Consider the following 17,799-nt stretch of genomic DNA (forward strand, 5'->3'; position numbering starts at 1 on the left):
AGCGCGAGCCGAGGAGCGGGGCTCAGAGCGAACAGTCCACCAGGACCGGCTCCGGCGCCAGCGACACGCCGAACGTCGAACTCACACCATCGCGCACTTCGCGCGCCAGCGCCAGCAGGTCTTCCGTGCTCGCCGCTCCCCGGTTCGTCAGCGCCAGGGTGTGCTTGCCGGACAGCGCGGTGCGCCCGCCCGGGCCGGAGTGCCCCTTTCCGAAGCCCGCGCGGTCGATCAACCAGGCAGCGGACAGCTTGGTGCGCCCACCGGCGGCCGGGTACTGCGGAACCTTCACGTCCGGCCCCGCGTGCGCCGCGATCAGCTCCAGCACCCCGGGGAGCTCGTCGGCGTCGACGACGGGGTTGGTGAAGAAGGAACCCGCGCTCCAGGTGTCGTGGTCCTCGGGGTCGAGCACCATGCCCTTCGCGCGCCGTAAGCGCAGCACGGCCTCGCGGACCTCGGCCACGTCCACCCGCGCCCCCGGCTGCACGCCGAGCTCCCGCGCGAGTTCCGCGTACCGGATCGGCGCGGACTGCCCGCCGTCGCGCAGCAGGTAGCGGGCGCGCAGCACCACCGCGTCCGCGGTGTGCTTGAGGACGCTGCCCCGGTAGACCAGCCCGAGATCGTCCGCCAGCACGGTGCGGATCCGCCCGGAGTGCCGGTCCAGCAGGTCCACCGAGACCAGCATCTCGGAGATCTCCACGCCGTAGGCGCCGACGTTCTGCACCGGGGTGGCCCCGGTGAGCCCGGGGATGCCGGAGAGGCACTCCAGGTTCCCGAGTCCCTGGTGGACGGTGTCGGCGACGACGACGTCCCAGTCCTCACCGGCTTCGACGGTCAGCTGCACGAACCCGTCGACGATGTCGTAGCGCCGGCCTCGGGTGGCGATCCGCACCACCCGGCCGTCGAAGCCCTCGTCGGCGACGACGAGGTTGGACCCGCCGCCGAGGACGAGGACCCGCTGCCCGGTCGCGTCGGACTCCCGGACCAGCTCCGCGAGCTGATCGGGGTGTTCGGCCGAGACGAACTCGGTCGCGGGCCCGCCCAGCCGCAGCGTGGTGTGGCCGGACAGGGGTCGCGGCGCCGACGCGCCGTCGCGGGTTCCTTCGGTGCCGGACATCGAGGGGTTCACGATTGCCAAAGGTAACCTTCCGCCCATGGGACGCCGCATCGAGCACCGCAGCACCTCCGAGTGGCCCGCATCGCAGGTGCATGCGGCGCTCATCGACATCGCCTATCTGCGGGAACGGCTGGCCGAGCTCGGCGGGAGCCGCCACGAGCTCGTCGAGCACGCCGTGGACGGTTCGGCGGTGCGGTTCCAGGTCCGCCAGGGCGTGCGCAGGAGCTCGCTGCCGCCGGTGGCGCGGACCGTGGCCGGGGCCGGCGACCTCGTGATCGATCGAAGCGAGTCGTGGCGGTGCGAGCAGGACGGGGTCTACTCCGGGGAGATCGCGGCCGAGGTGGCCGGGGCTCCCTGCACCATCGCGGGCTCGATGTGGCTGCGCGACCTCGACGGCGTGGCCGGTGCGAGCGAGCTGGTCGTCGAGGGCCAGGTGCGGGTGAACGTCCCCTTCGTCGGCGGGAAGCTGGAGGACCTCGTCGCCGATCAGGTCCAGAAGCTGCTGGCGGCCGAGGAGCGCTTCACGACCGAGTGGCTCGCCCGCGAGCGGTCCTGAACCCGATGCGCCGCACCACCGGGACGACTGGCACGTCCGGGCCGCGCGGGTGAACGCGCCGCGCAAGCGGGCGCCCCGGCTCGCGGCAGGCCGGGCGCGCGCGCTGGGCGTGCCCACCAGGGGGACCACGAACCCGAACCGGCTGCGCCGGGTGGACCGCTGGATCGCGGGCACCCCCTGGGTCGCGCGGGCGCTGACGGGAGCGGCGGATCCGCTGGTCATCGACCTCGGCTACGGCGCGACCCCGATCACCACCGTCGAGCTGGCGGCCCGGCTGCGCCCGGTGCGCGCCGACGCGCGCGTGTTCGGGCTGGAGATCGACGCCGATCGGGTGGCCGCGGGCAGAGCCGTCGCCGACCCGCCCGCGCTGGAGTTCCGCCGCGGCGGCTTCGAGCTCGCCGGGCTGGCGGCGGGCATCGGCGGCGCGGACGGGCCGGCGCTGGTGCGCGCGCTCAACGTGCTGCGCCAGTACACCGAGCAGGAGGCGTGGAAGGCCTGGGAGGAGCTGCGCGGCAGGCTCGCCCCGGAGGGACTGCTCGTCGAGGGGACCTGCGACGAGATCGGGCGGCGCTGCTGCTGGGTCGCGCTGGACCGCTCCGGGCCGCGAACGCTGACGCTGTCCTGCCTGCCCTCGAACCTGGAGCGCCCCTCCGACCTCGCGGAGCGGCTGCCGAAGACGCTCATCCACCGCAACGTCCCCGGCGAGCGGGTGCACGCGCTGTTCACCGACCTGGACGCCTGCTGGGCGCGCGCGGCGACCCCGTTCGGGCCGCGGGCGCGCTGGGCGGAGTCGGTCCGGTCGCTCGCCGGCCTCGGCTGGCCGGTGCGGGACCGGCCGAAGCGCTGGCGGCTCGGCGAGCTGACCGTGGACTGGGCGGCGGTCGCCCCGTTGCCGGATGGCGGCTGAGCTGGGGCGAGTCGCCGGACGCGCCGGCGGATGCGGTGCGATACTTCCCGACCGTGTCCACTCGTCGTTACGTCCTCACCCTCGGCTGCCCGGACCGCACGGGCATCGTGGCGCGCATCGCCTCGTTCCTCGCCGACCACGGCGGTTGGATCGTGGAGGCCGGATATCACACCGATGCCGAGACGGGGTGGTTCTTCACCCGCCAGGAGGTGCGGGCGGACTCGCTGCCCTTCGCCCCGGACGAGCTGCGCGAGCGCTTCGGCCGCATCGCGGCGGAGCTGGGCACGACGAACTGGCGGGTGACCGACACGGCCGAGCGGCGCCGGGTCGTGCTGCTGGTCTCGCGCGAAGGGCACTGCCTGCACGACCTGCTCGGGCGGGTCTCCTCCGGGGAGCTGGACGTGGACCTGCGCGCCGTCATCGGCAACCACCCGCGGCTGCGCGCGATCACCGAGGCGCACGGGGTCCCGTTCCACCACGTGCCGTTTCCCGCCGGGGGCGATCCGGCTGCCAAGGAGAGCGCGTTCCACGAGGTGCGGGCGCTGGTCGACCGCCACGACCCGCACGCGATCGTGCTGGCGCGGTTCATGCAGATCGTGCCGCCCGCCGCGTGCGAGGAGTGGGCGGGCCGGGCGCTGAACATCCACCACAGCTTCCTGCCCTCGTTCGCGGGGGCGCGCCCGTACCACCAGGCCCACGAGCGCGGGGTGAAGCTGGTGGGGGCGACGTGCCACTACGTCACGCCGGAGCTGGACGCGGGGCCGATCGTCGAGCAGGACGTGATCCGGGTCGATCACACCGACTCGGCCGCCGACATGGTCCGCAAGGGGCGGGACATCGAGAAGGTGGTGCTGGCCCGCGGGCTGCGCGCGCACCTGGAGGACAGGGTCCTGGTGCACGCCCGGCGGACGGTGGTGTTCTGACCGGGGTGGTGCGCTAGCCGGAGGCGCCCGTGCGGGCCAGGCCGTCGAGGACCTCGGCGCCGGGCAGCCGGGCCAGCACCGCGCCGGGAGCGATCAGCTTGCCGCGCCGCAGCCCGCTGCCGATCACCACCGCCGGGGCCTCCGCCACCGCGGTGTCCACCAGCAGCGGCCAGCCCCCGGGCAACCCGAACGGGGTGATCCCGCCGTACTCCATCGCGGTCAGCGCCACGGCGTCCTCCATCGGCGCGAACGAGGCCTTCCGCACGTCGAGGCGCCGCTTGACCACGCCGTTGACGTCGGCGCGCGTGGTGGCGAGCACCAAGCAGGCCGCGTGGCGCTGCTCGCCTCCGCGCTTGCCCGCCACGACCACGCAGTTCGCGGACAGCTCCAGCGGGGAGGCGTGCTCGGCGCAGAAGGCGGCGGTGTCGGCGAGCTCCGGGTCGATCTCGGCGACCCCGACCCGCGCGGCCTCGGCCGCGGGCAGCTCCGCCACGGCCGCGCGCACCGGGCCGGCCAGCAGCTCGGGTCGCTCCAGCGCGGGCACGACGGCGAGGGTTCCGGCGGCGGGCGACCAGTCAACAGCCATCCGCCGACGATACGAGCGCGGCGCCGGCCGGGATCAGCGGCCCAGGAAACCCGTCAGCAGCGCCCGCAGCTCGCGGCGGTGGGTGAACATCGGAGCCATCGAGGGCAGCACCTCCAGCCGGGCGCCGGGCAGCGCGGCGGCGGTGGCCCGCCCGGCGGCGAGCGGGTGCAGCGGATCGTCGGTGCCCGTCACGACGAGCGCGTCCGCCCGCACGGCGCGCAGCGCGGCGGCGTCGTCCAGCACCGAGCGCTCCGCCAGCGACCGCAACGCCGGGCCGAGCCTGCGCAGCGCGGCCACCCGCCGCTCCAGGTGTTCGCCGAGCTCGGCCCCGGCGGGGAACTCGTCCGCGACCCGCTCCCGCAGCGCCGCGCCGCCGTCGGTCCCGGCCGCGTCCACCGCCTCGGCGAGCCGCTCCAGCGCCCAGGCGGCGGGAACGCTCCGACCGGCGTCCAGCGCGGCGGGCAGCAGCAGCGCGAGCCGGGCGAACCGCTCCGGCCGGGTAGCGGCGGCGCGGACCAGCGCCCCGCTGCCGAGCGAGACGCCCACGGCCTGCGAGGCACCGGTGGCGTCGGCGGCGGCCAGCACGTCCTCGGCGAGCACGCCGTAGTCCCAGTACCCGGGAGCGGGATCGGCGGCCTGCCCGTGCCCCGCGAAGGTCAGCACGACGCGGGTGCCCGGCAGGCCGGAAGCGGGAATGCGCGCCTCGCCCTCGGTCGCGCCGAGGCCGTGCGCCACCAGCGTCACCGGATCGCCGCGGCCGTGGCGGTTCCAGCGCGCGCCGGACGGCAGGACCCCGGCGGGGCGCGCGGTGTCGGCTACCAGGAGCTGCCCCGCTGCACCTCGGTGACCTTCGGGCGCACGTCGAGCAGGTAGACCAGCACGGCGACGAGCCCGGCCAGCCAGATGATCGTGATCGGCCCGCTGGTGAACACCGCGAGCATCACCATGCCCGCGCCGGTGATGCCCAGCCACGCGGGCTTGGACAGCTTGCCGACCGCGGTGAACGCGTCCGCGCGCTGCATCAGGGCGTGCCCGAAGGCGTACAGGCCGAGCGGCAATCCGGCCAGCCAGATCACCTTCAGAATCCAGAACTGCAGCAGCAACTCCGGCGGACCGTTGAATGACAACTCCACCACTCCACCCTACGTGCGAGCGGGACCCCGGAACAGCAGTCCCGGGGTCCCCTGTCGGCGCCGCGGACCGGGTCGCGCGCCCGGTCCGCGGGAAGGTCAGCTCTCCGCGCCGCCGGTGCTCTTCGGCTTGGCCGCGCCCTTGGCGGCGGTGCCGCCGGTCTTGGGCTTGGCGGCGGTGCTCTTCGCGGCGGCCGTGCGGTTCGCGGCCTTGCGGGAGGTGCTGCGGGTGGCGGTGGCCGCCTCGCCCCCGGCCTGCTCGACGGTGTCGGCGACGTCGGCCGCGGTCTCGCGGACCTTGCCTGCGGCCGCGGTGCTGGCGTGCTGGGTGGTCTCGGCGGCCTTCTCGCCCCAGGAGCGGGTGGTGCGGGTGACCTTCCCCAGCACGTCGTCGGCCAGCCCCCGGGCATCGCCGACGGCGGAGTCGAGCTGGCTCCAGGCCTGCTGAACCTGGGGCTGCGACTGGAGGCGCTCGAAGGTGGTCTCGCCGCGCTCGGCGAGGTATCCGTAGAGCTGCACCGCGGACTGGGTGTAGGCGTCGACCCGCTTGCGCAGCTCGGCGGGGTCGAAGCGCTCCTTGAGGTCGTGCGGCAGCTCGCTGACGCCGCTGGCGCTGTCGTTCAGGCGGGTGCGCAGCTTGGCGAGCGTGTCGGCGATGGTCTGCGCGGCGAGGTCCCCCGCGCCGAGCGCGGCCAGCAGCGGGGTGCGGGCCTGTTCGGCGGCCTCGTTCAGGGCGGGTCCGGACTGGTTCTCGGTGCTGTTCTCGGACGTCGGCATGGTGCTCACTCCTCAGCGGGATCGGAAGACTCGTTGCGGTGCCGCTCCGGCGCGGCGGCCTCTCCGTCGTGCTCGCGGCGGAACGAGGCGTAGATGTCGAGCAGGACCTGCTTCTGCCGTTCCCCGAGGTCGGGGTCGGCGAGGATCGCGTCCACCACCAGGCCGCCCTCGCGCTGTTCCAGGATCCCGGCCTGCACGTAGAGCGCCTCGGCGGAGATCCGCAGCGCCTTGGCGATCTGCTGGAGGATCTCCGCGCTGGGCTTGCGCAGGCCGCGTTCGATCTGGCTCAGGTAGGGGTTCGAGACCCCCGCGCTCCTGGCGAGTTCGCGCAGGGAGATCTGGGCGTTGCCGCGCTGGGCGCGGATGTAACCGCCGAGGTCGCTGACCGCCTGGTTCACGGCCTTGTTGACGGTCTTGTCCACCCGCTCCACTGATCCCCGCTCCCTCCGGCTCGACCTCCACGGTAGCCACGAGTGCTAACTCTTGCAAGCGCTCAGCTTGCACCCTTCGGGCGAGAGCCGCACCACCGCGATCAGGGCCGCCGGGCGCACATGCAGAACGGGCGACCCTCCGGATCCGCGTAGACCCGGAACAGCGCGTCCTGCTGGTCGGCGGGCTGCGGCAGCTCTCGCGCCCCGGCGCCGAGCGCCCGCTCCCGCCCCTCCGCCACGGTCTCCACCCGGATGTCGAGGTGCATCCGCTGCGGCCGGGCCGATTCCGGCCAGGTCGGCGGCACGTACCCCGGATCGAGCTGGAAGGCCAGCGGCGCACCGCCCGCCGGGTCGGCGAGCTCCACCCAGTCGTGGCCGGTCTCGGCCTCGTCGATCTCCCAGCCGAGCAGACGCCCGTAGAACTCGGCGAGCCCGCGCGGATCGGGGGTGTCGATGGCGAAGGCCGTGAGCGACAGCGGAGTCGTGGACATGGCGGAACCTCCCGGCCGACCCGCGGGCGCGCGGCACCGCGGGATTCGCGATCATCGGATAACTGGTGTTCGGATTGTGCGGGTTATCAACGCGGGCTGCAACCGGCTAATCGCCTACGATGGTGTTCGTGAACAGCAGAGCCGTCGCTGACCGAGTTCCTGCGAACCTCTCCGCGGACCTGGACGCCGAACGCGACGTCGAGCTGGTGCTGGCCTTCCTCAACACCTGCGATGTCGAAGCCGACACCGACGCCCTGGAGTCCGCCGACCGGTGGCGGGAGTGGTCCGCCGCGCGCGGGCTGGGCGAGGCGGGTGACCAGGGCCGGGCCCGGCGCGTCCGCCGGGCCATGCGCGACGCCGTCTCCTGCGCCAGCGCCGCGGAACCCGAGCAGATCAGCCTGCCGGTTCCGGTCGTCCTGCGCGAGGGCGTTCCGGTGCTCGGCGGGCACGACGCGCTGAGCCGGGTGCTCGCGGCCTCGGTGCACCTGGTGCACACCGGCCACTGGGACCGGATCAAGATCTGCCCGGCCGAGGACTGCCTGTGGGCGTTCTACGACCGCTCGCGCAACAAGTCCCGGACGTGGTGCTCGATGCGGGTGTGCGGCAACCGCGAGAAGGCCCGCTCCTGGCGGGAGCGGCACACCGCGGCGGGCTAGCGGATCACAGCAGCAACTGGGAGAGCGCGTAGATCGCCAACCCGGCCAGCGCGCCCACGACCGTGCCGTTGATCCGGATGAACTGCAGGTCGCGGCCGACCTGGAGCTCGATCTTGCGCGAGGTCTCCTCGGCGTCCCAGCGCTCGACCGTGTCGGTGATGAGCGCGGTGATCTCGGCGCGGTAGTGCGAGACCACGTAGACGGCCGCGCCCTCCAGCCAGCCGTCGACCTTCGCGCGCAGCTCGGGCTCGGCGACCAGCCGCTTCCCGAGTCCGCGCAGGCCGTCGCGCACCCGGACCCGCAGCTCGCTCGACGGGTCTTCGGCGGCGTCGAGCAGCATCCGCTTCGCGGTGCTCCACGCGGAGGCGACCAGGTGCTGCACCTCCGGGTGCTCGATGATCTGCTGCTTGATCTGCTCGGCCCGCTCCATCGTCCTCGGGTCGTGCTGGAGGTCCTGCGCGAAGTCCACCAGGAACCGGTCCACGGCCTTGCGCATCGGATGGTCCGGATCGGTCTTGACCGCCCAGGCGAAGGACAGCACCTCGGCGTAGATCTTGTCCGCGACCATGCCGTCGAAGAACCGGGGCGACCAGGAGGGCGCGCGCTGGGATACCACGCGCAGCACGGTGGCGTGGTTGTCCCGCGCCCAGTCGTAGGCGCGGTCGCAGATCAGGTCCACCAGCCGGTGGTGGGTGCCGTCGGCGAAGACCTGGGACAGGATCCGGCCCAGCGGCGGGCCCCACTGCTGTTCGACGACCTTGCGCAGCACGGAGTGCTCCAGCACCGCCTGCACGTCCTCGTCCCGCAACACCTGCACGGCACCCCGCACCGCGGTGGCGAGCTCGGAGGTCACCCGCTCGGCGTGGGCCTCGTCGTCCAGCCAGGAGCCGACCCGCGCTCCGATCCGGGCGCGTCCCAGCTTGTCCCGCACCACCGGCTCGGACAGGAAGTTCTCGCCGACGAAGTGCCCGAGGTTGTGACCGAGCGCGTCCTTGCGGGTGGGGATGATCGCGGTGTGCGGGATCGGCAGCCCGAGCGGGCGCCGGAACAGCGCGGTCACCGCGAACCAGTCCGCCAGCGCGCCCACCATGCCCGCCTCCGCCGCGGCCCGCACGTAGCCGACCCAGGCCGCGGCGCCCGCGTTCTCCTGCCACCGGGCGATCACGTAGATCACGGTGGCGGCGAGCAGCAGGCCGCCCGCCACGCCCTTCATCCGGCGCAACGCCCGGCGCTTGAGCTGGTCCGAATCGGCTGCCGCTGTCTCTGCCACGACTCGATTGTCGCAGCAGCGGAGGGGTGGTCCGGGCGACTCGTGCCCGAGAACTCATCCGATGCCCGCATCCGCCCGCGCCGGGGCACGGGGGTCGCGGCGGGCAGTAGGGTTCGGAACCGTGCGTACTCCCGCCCTCATCTCCCGGTTGCGCCCGTTCACCTCGACGATCTTCGCCGAGATCACCGAGCTTGCCCGCAGGACCGGAGCCGTCAACCTCGGCCAGGGCTTCCCGGACACCGACGGCCCCGCGGGGATGCTGCGGGTCGCGCAGCAGGCGATCGCCGACGGGGTGAACCAGTACCCGCCGGGCCCCGGCGATCCCGAACTGCGCGCCGCGATCTCCGAACACCGCGAGGCGCACTGCGGCGTCGGGTACGACCCGGACGGTGAGGTGCTCGTCACCGTGGGAGCCACCGAGGCGATCACGGCGGCGATGCTCGCGTTGGTCGAGCCGGGCGACGAGGTGGTGCTGATCGAGCCGTACTACGACTCGTACCCGGTCGCGGTGGCCCTCGCCGGCGGGGTCCGCCGCGCGGTGGGCCTGCGGCAGGGACCGGACCACCGCTTCGAGCTGGACCTCGACGCGCTGCGCGCCGCCGTCGGCCCGCGCACCCGCGCGCTGGTGCTCAACTCGCCGCACAACCCGACGGGCACGGTGCTCACCGGCCCGGAACTCGCGGCGATCGCCGAGGTGTGCCGCGAGCACGACCTGATCGCGATCACCGACGAGGTCTACGAGCACCTGCTCTACGACGGCCGGACGCACACCTCGCTGGCCTCGCTGCCGGGCATGGCCGAGCGCACGATCGCGATCTCCAGCGTCGGCAAGAGCTTCAGCGCGACGGGCTGGAAGATCGGCTGGGCCTGCGGGCCCGCCGAGCTGATCGGCGCGGTGCGCGCGGCGAAGCAGTTCCTCACCTTCGTCGGCGGCGCCCCGTTCCAACCCGCCGTCGCGCACGCCCTGCGTCACGAGCTGGCGTGGGTGCGCGAGCTGCGGGACGGCCTGCAGCGCAAGCGCGATCGGCTCGCCGAGGGGCTCACCGAAGCCGGGCTGGACGTGCTCGCCTCCGAGGGCACCTACTTCATCTGCGCCGACGTGCGTCCGCTCGGCTTCACCGACGGCGCGCAGCTGTGCCGGGAGCTGCCGGAGCGGGTCGGCGTCGCCGCGATCCCGGTGCAGGTGTTCTGCGACGACCCGGATCCGGTCCGCCACCTGGTCCGCTTCGCCTTCTGCAAGCGGGACGAGGTCCTGGACGAGGCGATCCGGCGGCTGGGCGGTCTCGCCGGGTCCTGAGCTCGGCCGATTCGGTCCGATCACGATCACCCTCCGAACCCCAGGCAGAGGAAGCCCGATTCGCCGTGCGCGGCCTGGGCCGCGGCGAGGGCTTCCGCCGGGGCGACGCCGTGCCGGAGCAACGAGTGCAGCGCGATCATCAGGTGCGCGGTCCGCTCGTCGGGCACCGGGACCACGCTGGCGATCACGGTCGCCGTTCCCCGCCCGAGCAGGGTCGCGGCGAGCCCGGTGAGCTGCCCGGCGCGCCCGACGACCGAGCGCCCCGCCTCGCAGGCCGAGAGCACCACGGTCCGGGGCCCGCGCCGCAACCGGTCCAGGTCGTAGCCGTAGAGCGGCCCGTCGGCCAGATCCAGGCAGGACAGCAGCGGCTGATCGTCCCGGAACCGGCCGTGCGCGGCGATGTGCGCGATCCTCGCCCCGTCCAGCGCTTCGAGCACCTGCTCGGCACCGGACTCGGCACCTCGCAGCAGCCGCCCGCCGCCAGCGGCGTGCAGCGCCCCGACTTCCCGCTCGGCGTGCTCCAGACCTGGCCCGGAGACCCAGACCGAGGCGCCCCCGGAGCACTCCGCGGCGTCCGCCCGGCCGCGCAGCCAGGTCCGCAGCGACGGGGACGCGGTCACTGGACGGCCGCGGCAAGCGGGCAGCGCCGCCCAGGGCACCGCGTGCAGCGAACCGGTCGGCACCACGACCAGCCGCCTGCCCGCGGGCAACGCCGACTCGACCGGAGCGAGCAGCTGGCGCTGCACCGCCTCGGCCGCCTCGGCGGCACCGCTCGCGTACACCGCGCCGACCCGCTGGTCACCGGATTCGGCCTGCCGGGCCAGCAGGTAGCGCAGCCGCTGGGTCTCGTGCACCGCGGCCGCTTCCCGACCGAGCTCGTGCAGTCGGACCCGCCCGTCCACGACGGACACCGCGTGCAGCCGGCCCTCGTGCGCGAACAGGCTCAGCAGCACGTCCTCGCCGAGCGCGGCCAGCACCTCGTCCACGTCCGCCCGCGCCGCACCGAGCGGCGAGGCCGGGCCGTCCTCGGTGACCAGCAGCGCCCGATCGCGCACCGCGCGCTCCCGGGCGCCGATCTCCGACAGCGCGGTGCGCAACCGGGTGCCGTCGGCCGCCGCCGCACCGGAGACGGCCGAGCGGAGCCGCACCAGCGCCGAGCCGAGCCGCGGATCCTCGGGCGGACGCACCGGGCGGCGGTGCGCGGCGCCGAGGCGGTGCCGCTCCGACCAGCGCAGCGCCAGCCTCGGATCGCCGGCGCGCAGGGCGGCACCGACGGCCACCGAGCCCAGTTCCTCGGCGAGGCCGAAGGCCTCGACCCGGGGCTCCCAGGCGGCGATCCCCCTCGCGTAGCCCTCGACCTCTCGCAGCCCCCGCCGACAGGCCTCGAACAACCTGCGCTGGTCCCCCTCGTCCTCCGCCAGCAGCGCCTCCCCCAGCCAGCCCGCGGTCCGCTGCCGGGTGGACCCCGGTTGCTCGTCCCGCACGGCGGTCGCCAGCCCGAGCAGGGCGCGCGCGGTGCCCCGCCTGCCGCGCCGGGCCGCCTCGCGCCCCGCTTCGAGCCAGAGCTCGGCCGCCGCGGTCGTCCAGCCGTGCGCCGCGCAGGCGCGGCCCGCGCGCTTCACCGCTGGCAACGAGAACCGCGACACCGGGCCCATCCGCAGCCGGGCCTGCCACTCGGTCGCCACGGCCAGCGCCGCCCACGCCTGCCGCCGCTGCGCGCGGAACAGCCTCGCCGCGCCCCGCGCCGGATCGAGGGCCGATGCCGGGTCACCGGCGCGCAGCGCGCAGCGAGCCAGCGCCAGCCAGGTGTCCGCCAGCCGCGCGTCCCGCCCGAGGCGTCGCAGCCGCTCGGCGGCGCTGTGCAGTTCCCCCTTCGCCTGCTCGTGCAGCCCGGCCTCGGTGAGAGCCTCGGCGCGGTCGATGCGGATCTCCGGGTGCCGGGCGGGATCCGCCCCCGCCGCGCGCGCCTCGTCGAACATCCGCAACGCCCGGGGCAGATCCCCGGCCCGCAGGGCCACGCAGCCCCGGTTGTGCCTGCACAGCGCGGCCCGGCCGGCACGCCCCGCCGAGGCGAATCGCCGCTCCGCGGCGGCGAGATCGGCCTCCGCTTCCGCGAGGCGATTCCGGTACAGGTGCGCCAGGCCGCGCGCGACGTGGGCGTTCGCGGCCCACTGGTGATCCCGCCGGTCGGTCAGTCGGGGCAGCGCGGTCGAGAGGACCGCAGCCGCCTCCTCGCGGCGGTCCTGGTGGAACAGCAGCACTCCGCGCAGGCAGTCGGCGCGCACGGCCTCCTTTCCGGTGAGCTGCTCGGCCGCGGCCTCCAGCTGCCGCCACGCGGTGTCCGGATCGGCCCGCTCCAGCTCGATCCACGCCGAGGTCAGCAGCACCTGCGCCGCCCGCTCCCCGAGCCGCGCCCGCCGCGCGGAGACCAGCGCGAGCCGCGCGTGCTGACGCGCCTCGGAGAACCGCCCCCGCTCCACCGCCACGAGCGCCCGGACGTGCCGGGCGAGCACCCGCAGCTCCGGATCGGCGGAGCGGGCCAGCCACTCGTCCGCCGCCCGCGCCGCTCCGTCCGGGTCCGCTCCCGCCTCGTCCCGCCACCACAACGCCTCCGCGATCGGATCGGCGGGCGCGAGGACCGTCCCGGCGCTCAACAGAGCAGCCAATCCGCGACGGCGGGCGCGGAGCCCGCGGCCCGGAGCACCAGGCCCAGCGGCCCGGCCGGCACGTCGGAGACGTGGAACGCGCCGAAGGAGTCCAGCTCCGCGACGCACCGGCCCGCCGGATGCCGCAGCACAACCTCGCCTTGCGGCCTCCCCTGGCCGGACCGGCTGACCACCATGCCGGAGGCGCGGAACAGGCCCTCGACCTGCGGCACCAGGTCGAGCTCGACGATCCGGCCCGGCATCAGGAAGGTGAGCACCCGGGGTTCGGCGATCGCCGTCGCGTTCCCCGCGCGCACCGGGGCGGGTTCCTCGGCCGAATCCCCGACCAGCTCCAGGGTCGCCGCGCCGGAGCGGCCGCGCGCCAGCCCGGCCGCGGCGTAGCCGGCGTCCCGCACGTGCCCGGGCGCCGGATCGCTGAGGTGGAACAGGTCGCGCAGCACGCGCAGCTCGGCGGGAATCCGAGGGCTCATCCGGCGGCCTCCTCGGTGGAACCGCCGTGCGCCAGCCGCTCCCGCAGCGTGGCGAGGCAGCGGCCCTTCTTCGGCCCGATGCTCCCCCTCGGCATCCCGAGGGCCTGGCTGACCTGCGCGTAGCTGGTGTCCGGAGCCACCGCCACGACCCGCAGCAGTTGCTGGCAGCGCCACGAGAGCTGCGCGAAGGCCTGCCACATCCGCGTGACCGCGACCGAGCGCAGCGCGTGCCCCTCCGGCCCATCGCCCTGATCAGGTACGTCCAGCACCCCGGTGTTCCAGCCCACCGGCGATTCCCGGTGGCGCGCCTTGGCCGAGCGGATCGCCTCGCGGCGTGCCGTCGTCGCCAGCCATCCCGGCAGCGCCCGCGGATCTCGCAGGTTCCCGAGGTTCTCCGCCAGCAACAACCAGGTCACCTGGCAGACGTCCTCGGCATCGGCTCGCGACGGCGAGTAGGCCCGGGCCGCCGCCCACACCACCGGAGTGTTGCGGTCCACCAGCTCCCGCCAGGCCGCCGCCTCCCCGGCCGCGGCGCGCTCCAGCACATCCGGCGCACCGTTCGGCCCGGCGATCTCCTGCACGGCATGCATCTCGCTTCTCCCTCGCTCCTCGACGTTCACGAGTAAGAGGAGCGAGCACCCCGCGCAGATTCACGCCGAGCCGATTACCCCCCGAACGAGGGATGACGGCGCACCGCCGCCCGGGCCGCTTCCGCCCGGTCGCCACCGTCCCGCAAGGCGATCGCCACGGCCGCCGCGACCTGCGGCGCCGCGAAGGACGTCCCGCTCCAGCGGGCGAAGCCGTACCGGCGCGCACCACCGCTGCCGGGCAGCAGCCGGACGTGGCTGCTGACCACGTCCTCGCCGGGCGCGCACGCATCGACCCAGCCGCCGGAGTTGGAGAACTCCGCCAGCCCTCCGCCCCGGCCGGACGCCGCCACCCCCAGCACCTCGGGCAGGGCCGCCGGCCAGAACGGGCGGGTGGAGGCGTGGTTGCCCGCGGCGGCCACCACGACCGCGTCCCCGAACCGCGCCAGCTCGGCCCGCAGCGCGGGCGGGCAGCGGTCCCCGGCGGTGTGGCACCCGGCCGTCAGCAGCACCACGTCCACCGGCTCGCCCCGCGCCGCGGACTTCCGGCGCAGCGCGCGCAACCCGGCGACGACGGTGAGGTCGTCGGTGAAGCCGAGCGAGGACAGCACCCGGTGCGCGCTGATCCGCACCCCAGGCGCGTGCTGGAGCAGCACGCCCGCGACGAAGGTGCCGTGTCCCGCCTGCCGGTCCTGCTCGGAGTCGTCGTCCGCGTCCAGCACCTCCGGCACCGCCTCGAACCAGTCCCGCCCGGCGAACCACGGGTGCGGATCGCACCCGGTGTCGAGGACCGCGACCGCGACGCCCCAGCGCTGCTGGGCGGGCTCGGCCACGGCCTCGGCCGGCCCGGGATCCGCACCGGTGCCGAACAGGACGGGAGTGCCGAACATCGTCGCCGATCCGAGGTGAACGTGGTTAGCGCTGACGCCGGGATCCTCGCCCGCGATGTCCACGCAGCGGTCCCGCTCGGCGCCGCGCAGCCGGAGCCGGGCGAACGCCAGGTCCTCGTCGTGCTCGACGTCGTCCACCCAGCGGCGCAGCCGGGACAGCGCCGGGTCCAGCGACTCGCGGGAGACGAGGAGCTCACCCCTCCGGACCAGGCACTCCCCCGGACCACCGGGGTCGTGCACCAGCAGGTCGTGCCCGTACCGGGCCCAGTGCGCACCGAGTTCCGCTACCGTCAGGCTCTCGCCAGCTGGGGAATCCACAACGGACACTGTGCGATCGGTCACCGCGATCGTCCACTTGGGGCATTCTGCCGGGTGAAAACCGGTGGCGACCCGGTGGTGTCATCGCGCGGAAGTTCGCCGCAATCGGTGGCAAGACACCGCCTGTCCGGGTGGTTGATACCGAGAAGGGCTGCCACCCATCCTAGAGCGTGCGGGACGATTCCGATGTTCCGCGCGAACCCGACCGACGGGCGGTGGTGAGGGTGACCGGTAGCTGCGCGCAGCGCACGCACTGGCCCCGTCTGCGCGCCTGGACCCGCCGCGCGCTCGCCACGGCCGGGATCGTCGGGAGCGCGTGGCTGCTCGGCGCGGGCATCGCGGCCGCCTCCCCGGAACCCGGGCGCGCGGTCGGCGGCGAGCAGTTCGCCGTGGAGGTCGTGCCGTCGATCGACCCGGAGCTGCTCGCGGCCGCCGCGGACGAGGACCCGGCCACCGGCGCGGATCCCGCCGAGCAGCTCGAGATCGCCGACCTCGCCACCGACATCAGCTCGGACGTGCGGGAACGGCTGGACGGCACCACCGCGGCCGAGCTCGTCGAGCCCGCCCCGGCCCGCGAGACGGAGCAGCCGGAGCCGGAGCCCGACGGCGCGGAGCCCACCGACGCACCGCGCGCTCCCGAGCCGGCACCGGCCCCGCGCGCGGAGCTCCCGCCGCCACCGCCGGCGGTGAGCGAGCAGGCCGCGGACCGCACGCCGGACCCGCCCGCGCGGCACCCCGCGCCGACCCACCGCGAGGTCCCTCCGGATCTCGCGGAGGAGGAGCCGGCACCGGATTCGCACCCGGTGCCGACGATGCCGCCGCCGGCTCCCACCGCGACGGTCCTGTCCGCGAACACGAGTCCCGGCCACGGCCTGCGCTGGTCGCACGCCGTGCTGCCGCCGGAACCGCGGCTGCCCGCCGCCGAGCGCGCCGCTGGCGGCCACGCCGACGCGGCGACCTCGCGCGGCGTCGCGCTGATCGAGCCGTCCGCCGCGCCCGACTGATCCGCCCCGATCGCACCGCCGCGGTGCGACGACGCCACCGAGATCTCCGGTCCGGCCGACTGCGCCCGGCGGGACCGGTGTCGGGGGCGATTCTCGGCACGTGCCCAGGAACCCTGACCTGTCCTGATCACCGCCCGAGCGCCCCGGTCCCGGTGCCGCACTGCCCCTGCGGCACCGGGACCACTCCGAGATCGCCTTCCGGCACGACGAGGGGCCGTGCCGGAAGGCGGCTCGTCAACTGATCGGCACGTCCAGCGGGCCGGGGTCGGGCGCACCCTCGAACCGGGCCGCCGCCCGGGCCAGCCGCCGCACCACCTCCCCCTGCTGACCGGGAGGCAGCGTGTAGGGCAGCCGCAGGTAGCGCTCCAGCGTCCCGCGCACCGCGAAGCGGGAACCGGGCACCAGCCGCAGCCCGTGCTGCTCGGCCTCGACCGCGAGCCTGCTGCTCACCGGAGCGCCCAGATCGCACCACAGCGCGAGGCCGCCGTCCGGGACCCGGAACGTCCAGCCGGGCAGCTGCTCGGCGAGCTCCGCGATCAGCGCGGAACGCAGGTCGGCGATGTGCGCGCGGCGGCGCTCCAGCATCGGTCCCGCGTCCGCGAGCAGCTCGGTGAACAGCAGCTGCTCCAGGATCGGGCTCCCGAGGTCCACGGCCGCCCGGTCCAGCAGCAGGCGCCGCACCAGGTCCTCCGGCGCGCGCACCCAGCCCAACCGCAGACCGCCCCAGAACGACTTCCCCGCCGAGCCCAGCGTGATCACCCGTTCCTCGTCGAACGCGGCCGCGGGAGGAGGCGGGGTTTCGCCGGTCAGGTCCAGGTCGACCAGCGTCTCGTCGACGACGGCCGTGGTCCTGGTCCGGCGCAGCACCGCGACCAGCCGCTCCCGGTCCGCCGCGCTCATCCGCAGTCCGGTGGGGTTCTGGAAGTCGGGGATGAGGTAGGCGAGCTTCGGGGTCGCCTGCTGCAGGGTCGCCGCCATCAGCTCCAGGTCCCAGCCGTCCGCGAGCATCGGTACCGCGACCGCCTCCGCCCCCACCCCGCGGATCGCCTGCAGCGGGTTCGGATAGGTGGGGTGCTCCACCAGCACCCGTTCACCGGGGGAGATCAGCGCCCGCAGGACTAGGGCGAACCCGTGCTGGGCACCGTTGGTGACCAGGATCTGCCCCGGCGAGGTGGGCAACCCGCGCCGGGTGTGGGTCTCGGCGATCCGCTCCCGCAGCTCCGGCAGGCCGAGCGCCTGGTAGCCGTGCCCGGCCAGGTGCGCGGGGAACCGCAGCCGGGCGCGGTCCAGCGCGGTGGTGAGTTCCGGCGGCGCGGGCAGGGTGGCCTGCGCCAGGTTGATCAGATCCGGGGTGGCGGGCGGCCAGCCACCGGTGTCGGCGACCGCCCGGTCACCCGGGAGCCGCACCCAGGAACCCGAGCCCTGCCTGCTCTCCGCGAAGCCGTCCTCCCGAAGCCGTTCCAGCGCCCGCACCACCAGGGTGCGGCTGACCCCCAGCGCCTCGGCGAACTCGCGCTCGGCGGGCAGCCGGGTGCCGGGCGCGAGTCGCCCGTCGAGCACGAGCCGCCGCACCGCTCGGTGCAGCGCCGTGGAGGTGGCCCGGCCGGGGTGCCAGGCGCCGAGCAGTTCCGCGATACCGCGGGCACCGATTCGTCCAACTACGCGGGGCATGAGTCCAATAGTTCCAGATTGGCTCTCGAAACAGGAGCCAATGAGCCAGTACCAA

At 74.9% G+C, this 17,799-nt stretch carries 19 protein-coding genes; 6 read left to right on the forward strand and 13 right to left on the reverse strand.

The annotated features are described in order from the left end of the window. Nucleotides 1–22 precede the first annotated feature (22 nt). Nucleotides 23–1,114 carry a UDP-N-acetylmuramate dehydrogenase gene (locus ACL03H_RS14045; RefSeq protein WP_412811787.1) on the reverse strand — a complete coding sequence of 364 codons (1,092 nt, stop codon included), beginning with the start codon at nucleotides 1,112–1,114 and terminating at the stop codon, nucleotides 23–25. Nucleotides 1,115–1,151: 37 nt separating this feature from the next. Between ACL03H_RS14045 and ACL03H_RS14050 the strand changes: the two genes are divergently transcribed. Genes ACL03H_RS14050 through purU form a run of 3 tightly spaced genes read left to right on the forward strand, consistent with a single transcriptional unit; the run spans nucleotide 1,152 to nucleotide 3,500 of the window. Further along, nucleotides 1,152–1,670 (forward strand): DUF2505 domain-containing protein, encoded by a 519-nt coding sequence (locus ACL03H_RS14050; RefSeq protein WP_412811656.1) that lies wholly within the window; start codon nucleotides 1,152–1,154, stop codon nucleotides 1,668–1,670. A gap of 49 nt (nucleotides 1,671–1,719) precedes the next feature. Continuing rightward, on the forward strand, nucleotides 1,720–2,577 hold the full coding sequence (locus ACL03H_RS14055; RefSeq protein WP_412811657.1) for a class I SAM-dependent methyltransferase: 858 nt from the start codon (nucleotides 1,720–1,722) through the stop codon (nucleotides 2,575–2,577). 53 nt (nucleotides 2,578–2,630) lie between these two features. Beyond that, the gene (gene purU, locus ACL03H_RS14060; protein WP_412811658.1) at nucleotides 2,631–3,500 is read left to right on the forward strand and encodes a formyltetrahydrofolate deformylase; all 870 of its coding nucleotides are present in this window, start codon (nucleotides 2,631–2,633) and stop codon (nucleotides 3,498–3,500) included. A gap of 13 nt (nucleotides 3,501–3,513) precedes the next feature. On the opposite strand, the gene ACL03H_RS14065 is transcribed toward purU, so the two are convergent. The 6 genes from ACL03H_RS14065 to ACL03H_RS14090 all read right to left on the reverse strand — a co-directional run bounded on the left by ACL03H_RS14065 (nucleotide 3,514) and on the right by ACL03H_RS14090 (nucleotide 6,915). Continuing rightward, the gene (locus ACL03H_RS14065) at nucleotides 3,514–4,086 is read right to left on the reverse strand and encodes a YbaK/EbsC family protein (protein ID WP_412811659.1); all 573 of its coding nucleotides are present in this window, start codon (nucleotides 4,084–4,086) and stop codon (nucleotides 3,514–3,516) included. A gap of 33 nt (nucleotides 4,087–4,119) precedes the next feature. Then, a complete protein-coding gene (locus ACL03H_RS14070) occupies nucleotides 4,120–4,821 on the reverse strand; it encodes an alpha/beta fold hydrolase (protein ID WP_412811660.1) in 702 nt (233 codons plus the stop codon). Between the two features lie 80 nt (nucleotides 4,822–4,901). Beyond that, complete coding sequence (locus ACL03H_RS14075) at nucleotides 4,902–5,219, reverse strand: DUF2516 family protein (protein ID WP_412811661.1); 318 nt, start codon at nucleotides 5,217–5,219, stop codon at nucleotides 4,902–4,904. Between the two features lie 96 nt (nucleotides 5,220–5,315). After that, entirely contained in the window at nucleotides 5,316–5,993 is a 678-nt protein-coding gene (locus tag ACL03H_RS14080) for a hypothetical protein (RefSeq protein WP_412811662.1), read from the reverse strand. Between the two features lie 5 nt (nucleotides 5,994–5,998). Further along, nucleotides 5,999–6,424, reverse strand: coding sequence for a helix-turn-helix domain-containing protein (locus ACL03H_RS14085; RefSeq protein WP_412811663.1), 426 nt, complete (start codon nucleotides 6,422–6,424; stop codon nucleotides 5,999–6,001). Between the two features lie 101 nt (nucleotides 6,425–6,525). Further along, the gene (locus ACL03H_RS14090; RefSeq protein ID WP_412811664.1) at nucleotides 6,526–6,915 is read right to left on the reverse strand and encodes a VOC family protein; all 390 of its coding nucleotides are present in this window, start codon (nucleotides 6,913–6,915) and stop codon (nucleotides 6,526–6,528) included. 119 nt (nucleotides 6,916–7,034) lie between these two features. On the opposite strand from ACL03H_RS14090, the gene ACL03H_RS14095 reads away from it, so the two are divergent. Continuing rightward, nucleotides 7,035–7,571: a CGNR zinc finger domain-containing protein gene (locus ACL03H_RS14095; protein WP_412811665.1), complete on the forward strand. Its 537-nt coding sequence runs from the start codon at nucleotides 7,035–7,037 to the stop codon at nucleotides 7,569–7,571. A gap of 4 nt (nucleotides 7,572–7,575) precedes the next feature. Here ACL03H_RS14095 and ACL03H_RS14100 read toward each other — a convergent pair whose 3' ends face one another. After that, on the reverse strand, nucleotides 7,576–8,784 hold the full coding sequence (locus ACL03H_RS14100) for a DUF445 domain-containing protein (protein ID WP_412811788.1): 1,209 nt from the start codon (nucleotides 8,782–8,784) through the stop codon (nucleotides 7,576–7,578). A 178-nt stretch (nucleotides 8,785–8,962) separates the two neighbouring features. Between ACL03H_RS14100 and ACL03H_RS14105 the strand changes: the two genes are divergently transcribed. After that, a complete protein-coding gene (locus ACL03H_RS14105; RefSeq protein WP_412811666.1) occupies nucleotides 8,963–10,138 on the forward strand; it encodes a pyridoxal phosphate-dependent aminotransferase in 1,176 nt (391 codons plus the stop codon). Nucleotides 10,139–10,164: 26 nt separating this feature from the next. On the opposite strand, the gene ACL03H_RS14110 is transcribed toward ACL03H_RS14105, so the two are convergent. From ACL03H_RS14110 to ACL03H_RS14125, 4 genes are all read right to left on the reverse strand, one after another. After that, nucleotides 10,165–12,792, reverse strand: a complete 2,628-nt coding sequence (locus ACL03H_RS14110; RefSeq protein ID WP_412811667.1) for a CHAT domain-containing protein — start codon at nucleotides 12,790–12,792, stop codon at nucleotides 10,165–10,167. Further along, nucleotides 12,789–13,274: a hypothetical protein gene (locus ACL03H_RS14115; protein WP_412811668.1), complete on the reverse strand. Its 486-nt coding sequence runs from the start codon at nucleotides 13,272–13,274 to the stop codon at nucleotides 12,789–12,791. The genes ACL03H_RS14110 and ACL03H_RS14115 overlap by 4 nt, the downstream gene beginning before the upstream one ends. Beyond that, nucleotides 13,271–13,864, reverse strand: a complete 594-nt coding sequence (locus ACL03H_RS14120; RefSeq protein ID WP_412811669.1) for an RNA polymerase sigma factor — start codon at nucleotides 13,862–13,864, stop codon at nucleotides 13,271–13,273. Before ACL03H_RS14120 ends, ACL03H_RS14115 begins: the two co-directional genes overlap by 4 nt. 74 nt (nucleotides 13,865–13,938) lie before the next feature. Continuing rightward, nucleotides 13,939–15,069, reverse strand: coding sequence for a S8 family peptidase (locus ACL03H_RS14125; RefSeq protein ID WP_412811670.1), 1,131 nt, complete (start codon nucleotides 15,067–15,069; stop codon nucleotides 13,939–13,941). A gap of 224 nt (nucleotides 15,070–15,293) precedes the next feature. Between ACL03H_RS14125 and ACL03H_RS14130 the strand changes: the two genes are divergently transcribed. Further along, on the forward strand, nucleotides 15,294–16,073 hold the full coding sequence (locus tag ACL03H_RS14130; protein ID WP_412811671.1) for a hypothetical protein: 780 nt from the start codon (nucleotides 15,294–15,296) through the stop codon (nucleotides 16,071–16,073). Between the two features lie 234 nt (nucleotides 16,074–16,307). On the opposite strand, the gene yczR is transcribed toward ACL03H_RS14130, so the two are convergent. Further along, complete coding sequence (gene yczR / locus ACL03H_RS14135) at nucleotides 16,308–17,744, reverse strand: MocR-like transcription factor YczR (protein WP_412811672.1); 1,437 nt, start codon at nucleotides 17,742–17,744, stop codon at nucleotides 16,308–16,310. Between the last annotated feature and the right edge of the window lie 55 nt (nucleotides 17,745–17,799).

The organism is Saccharopolyspora antibiotica (assembly GCF_047200635.1).
Lineage (GTDB): Bacteria > Actinomycetota > Actinomycetes > Mycobacteriales > Pseudonocardiaceae > Saccharopolyspora_C.

Excerpts from the sequence above, each read along its gene's own strand:
- ACL03H_RS14090 (WP_412811664.1), bottom strand. The coding sequence starts at position 6,915 with ATGTCCACGACTCCGCTGTCGCTCACGGCCTTCGCCATCGACACCCCC.
- ACL03H_RS14065 (WP_412811659.1), bottom strand. The coding sequence starts at position 4,086 with ATGGCTGTTGACTGGTCGCCCGCCGCCGGAACCCTCGCCGTCGTGCCC.
- ACL03H_RS14100 (WP_412811788.1), bottom strand. The coding sequence starts at position 8,784 with ATGAAGGGCGTGGCGGGCGGCCTGCTGCTCGCCGCCACCGTGATCTAC.
- ACL03H_RS14095 (WP_412811665.1), top strand. The coding sequence starts at position 7,035 with ATGGTGTTCGTGAACAGCAGAGCCGTCGCTGACCGAGTTCCTGCGAAC.
- ACL03H_RS14120 (WP_412811669.1), bottom strand. The coding sequence starts at position 13,864 with ATGCATGCCGTGCAGGAGATCGCCGGGCCGAACGGTGCGCCGGATGTG.
- ACL03H_RS14045 (WP_412811787.1), bottom strand. The coding sequence starts at position 1,114 with ATGTCCGGCACCGAAGGAACCCGCGACGGCGCGTCGGCGCCGCGACCC.
- ACL03H_RS14080 (WP_412811662.1), bottom strand. The coding sequence starts at position 5,993 with ATGCCGACGTCCGAGAACAGCACCGAGAACCAGTCCGGACCCGCCCTG.
- ACL03H_RS14050 (WP_412811656.1), top strand. The coding sequence starts at position 1,152 with ATGGGACGCCGCATCGAGCACCGCAGCACCTCCGAGTGGCCCGCATCG.
- yczR (WP_412811672.1), bottom strand. The coding sequence starts at position 17,744 with ATGCCCCGCGTAGTTGGACGAATCGGTGCCCGCGGTATCGCGGAACTG.
- ACL03H_RS14115 (WP_412811668.1), bottom strand. The coding sequence starts at position 13,274 with ATGAGCCCTCGGATTCCCGCCGAGCTGCGCGTGCTGCGCGACCTGTTC.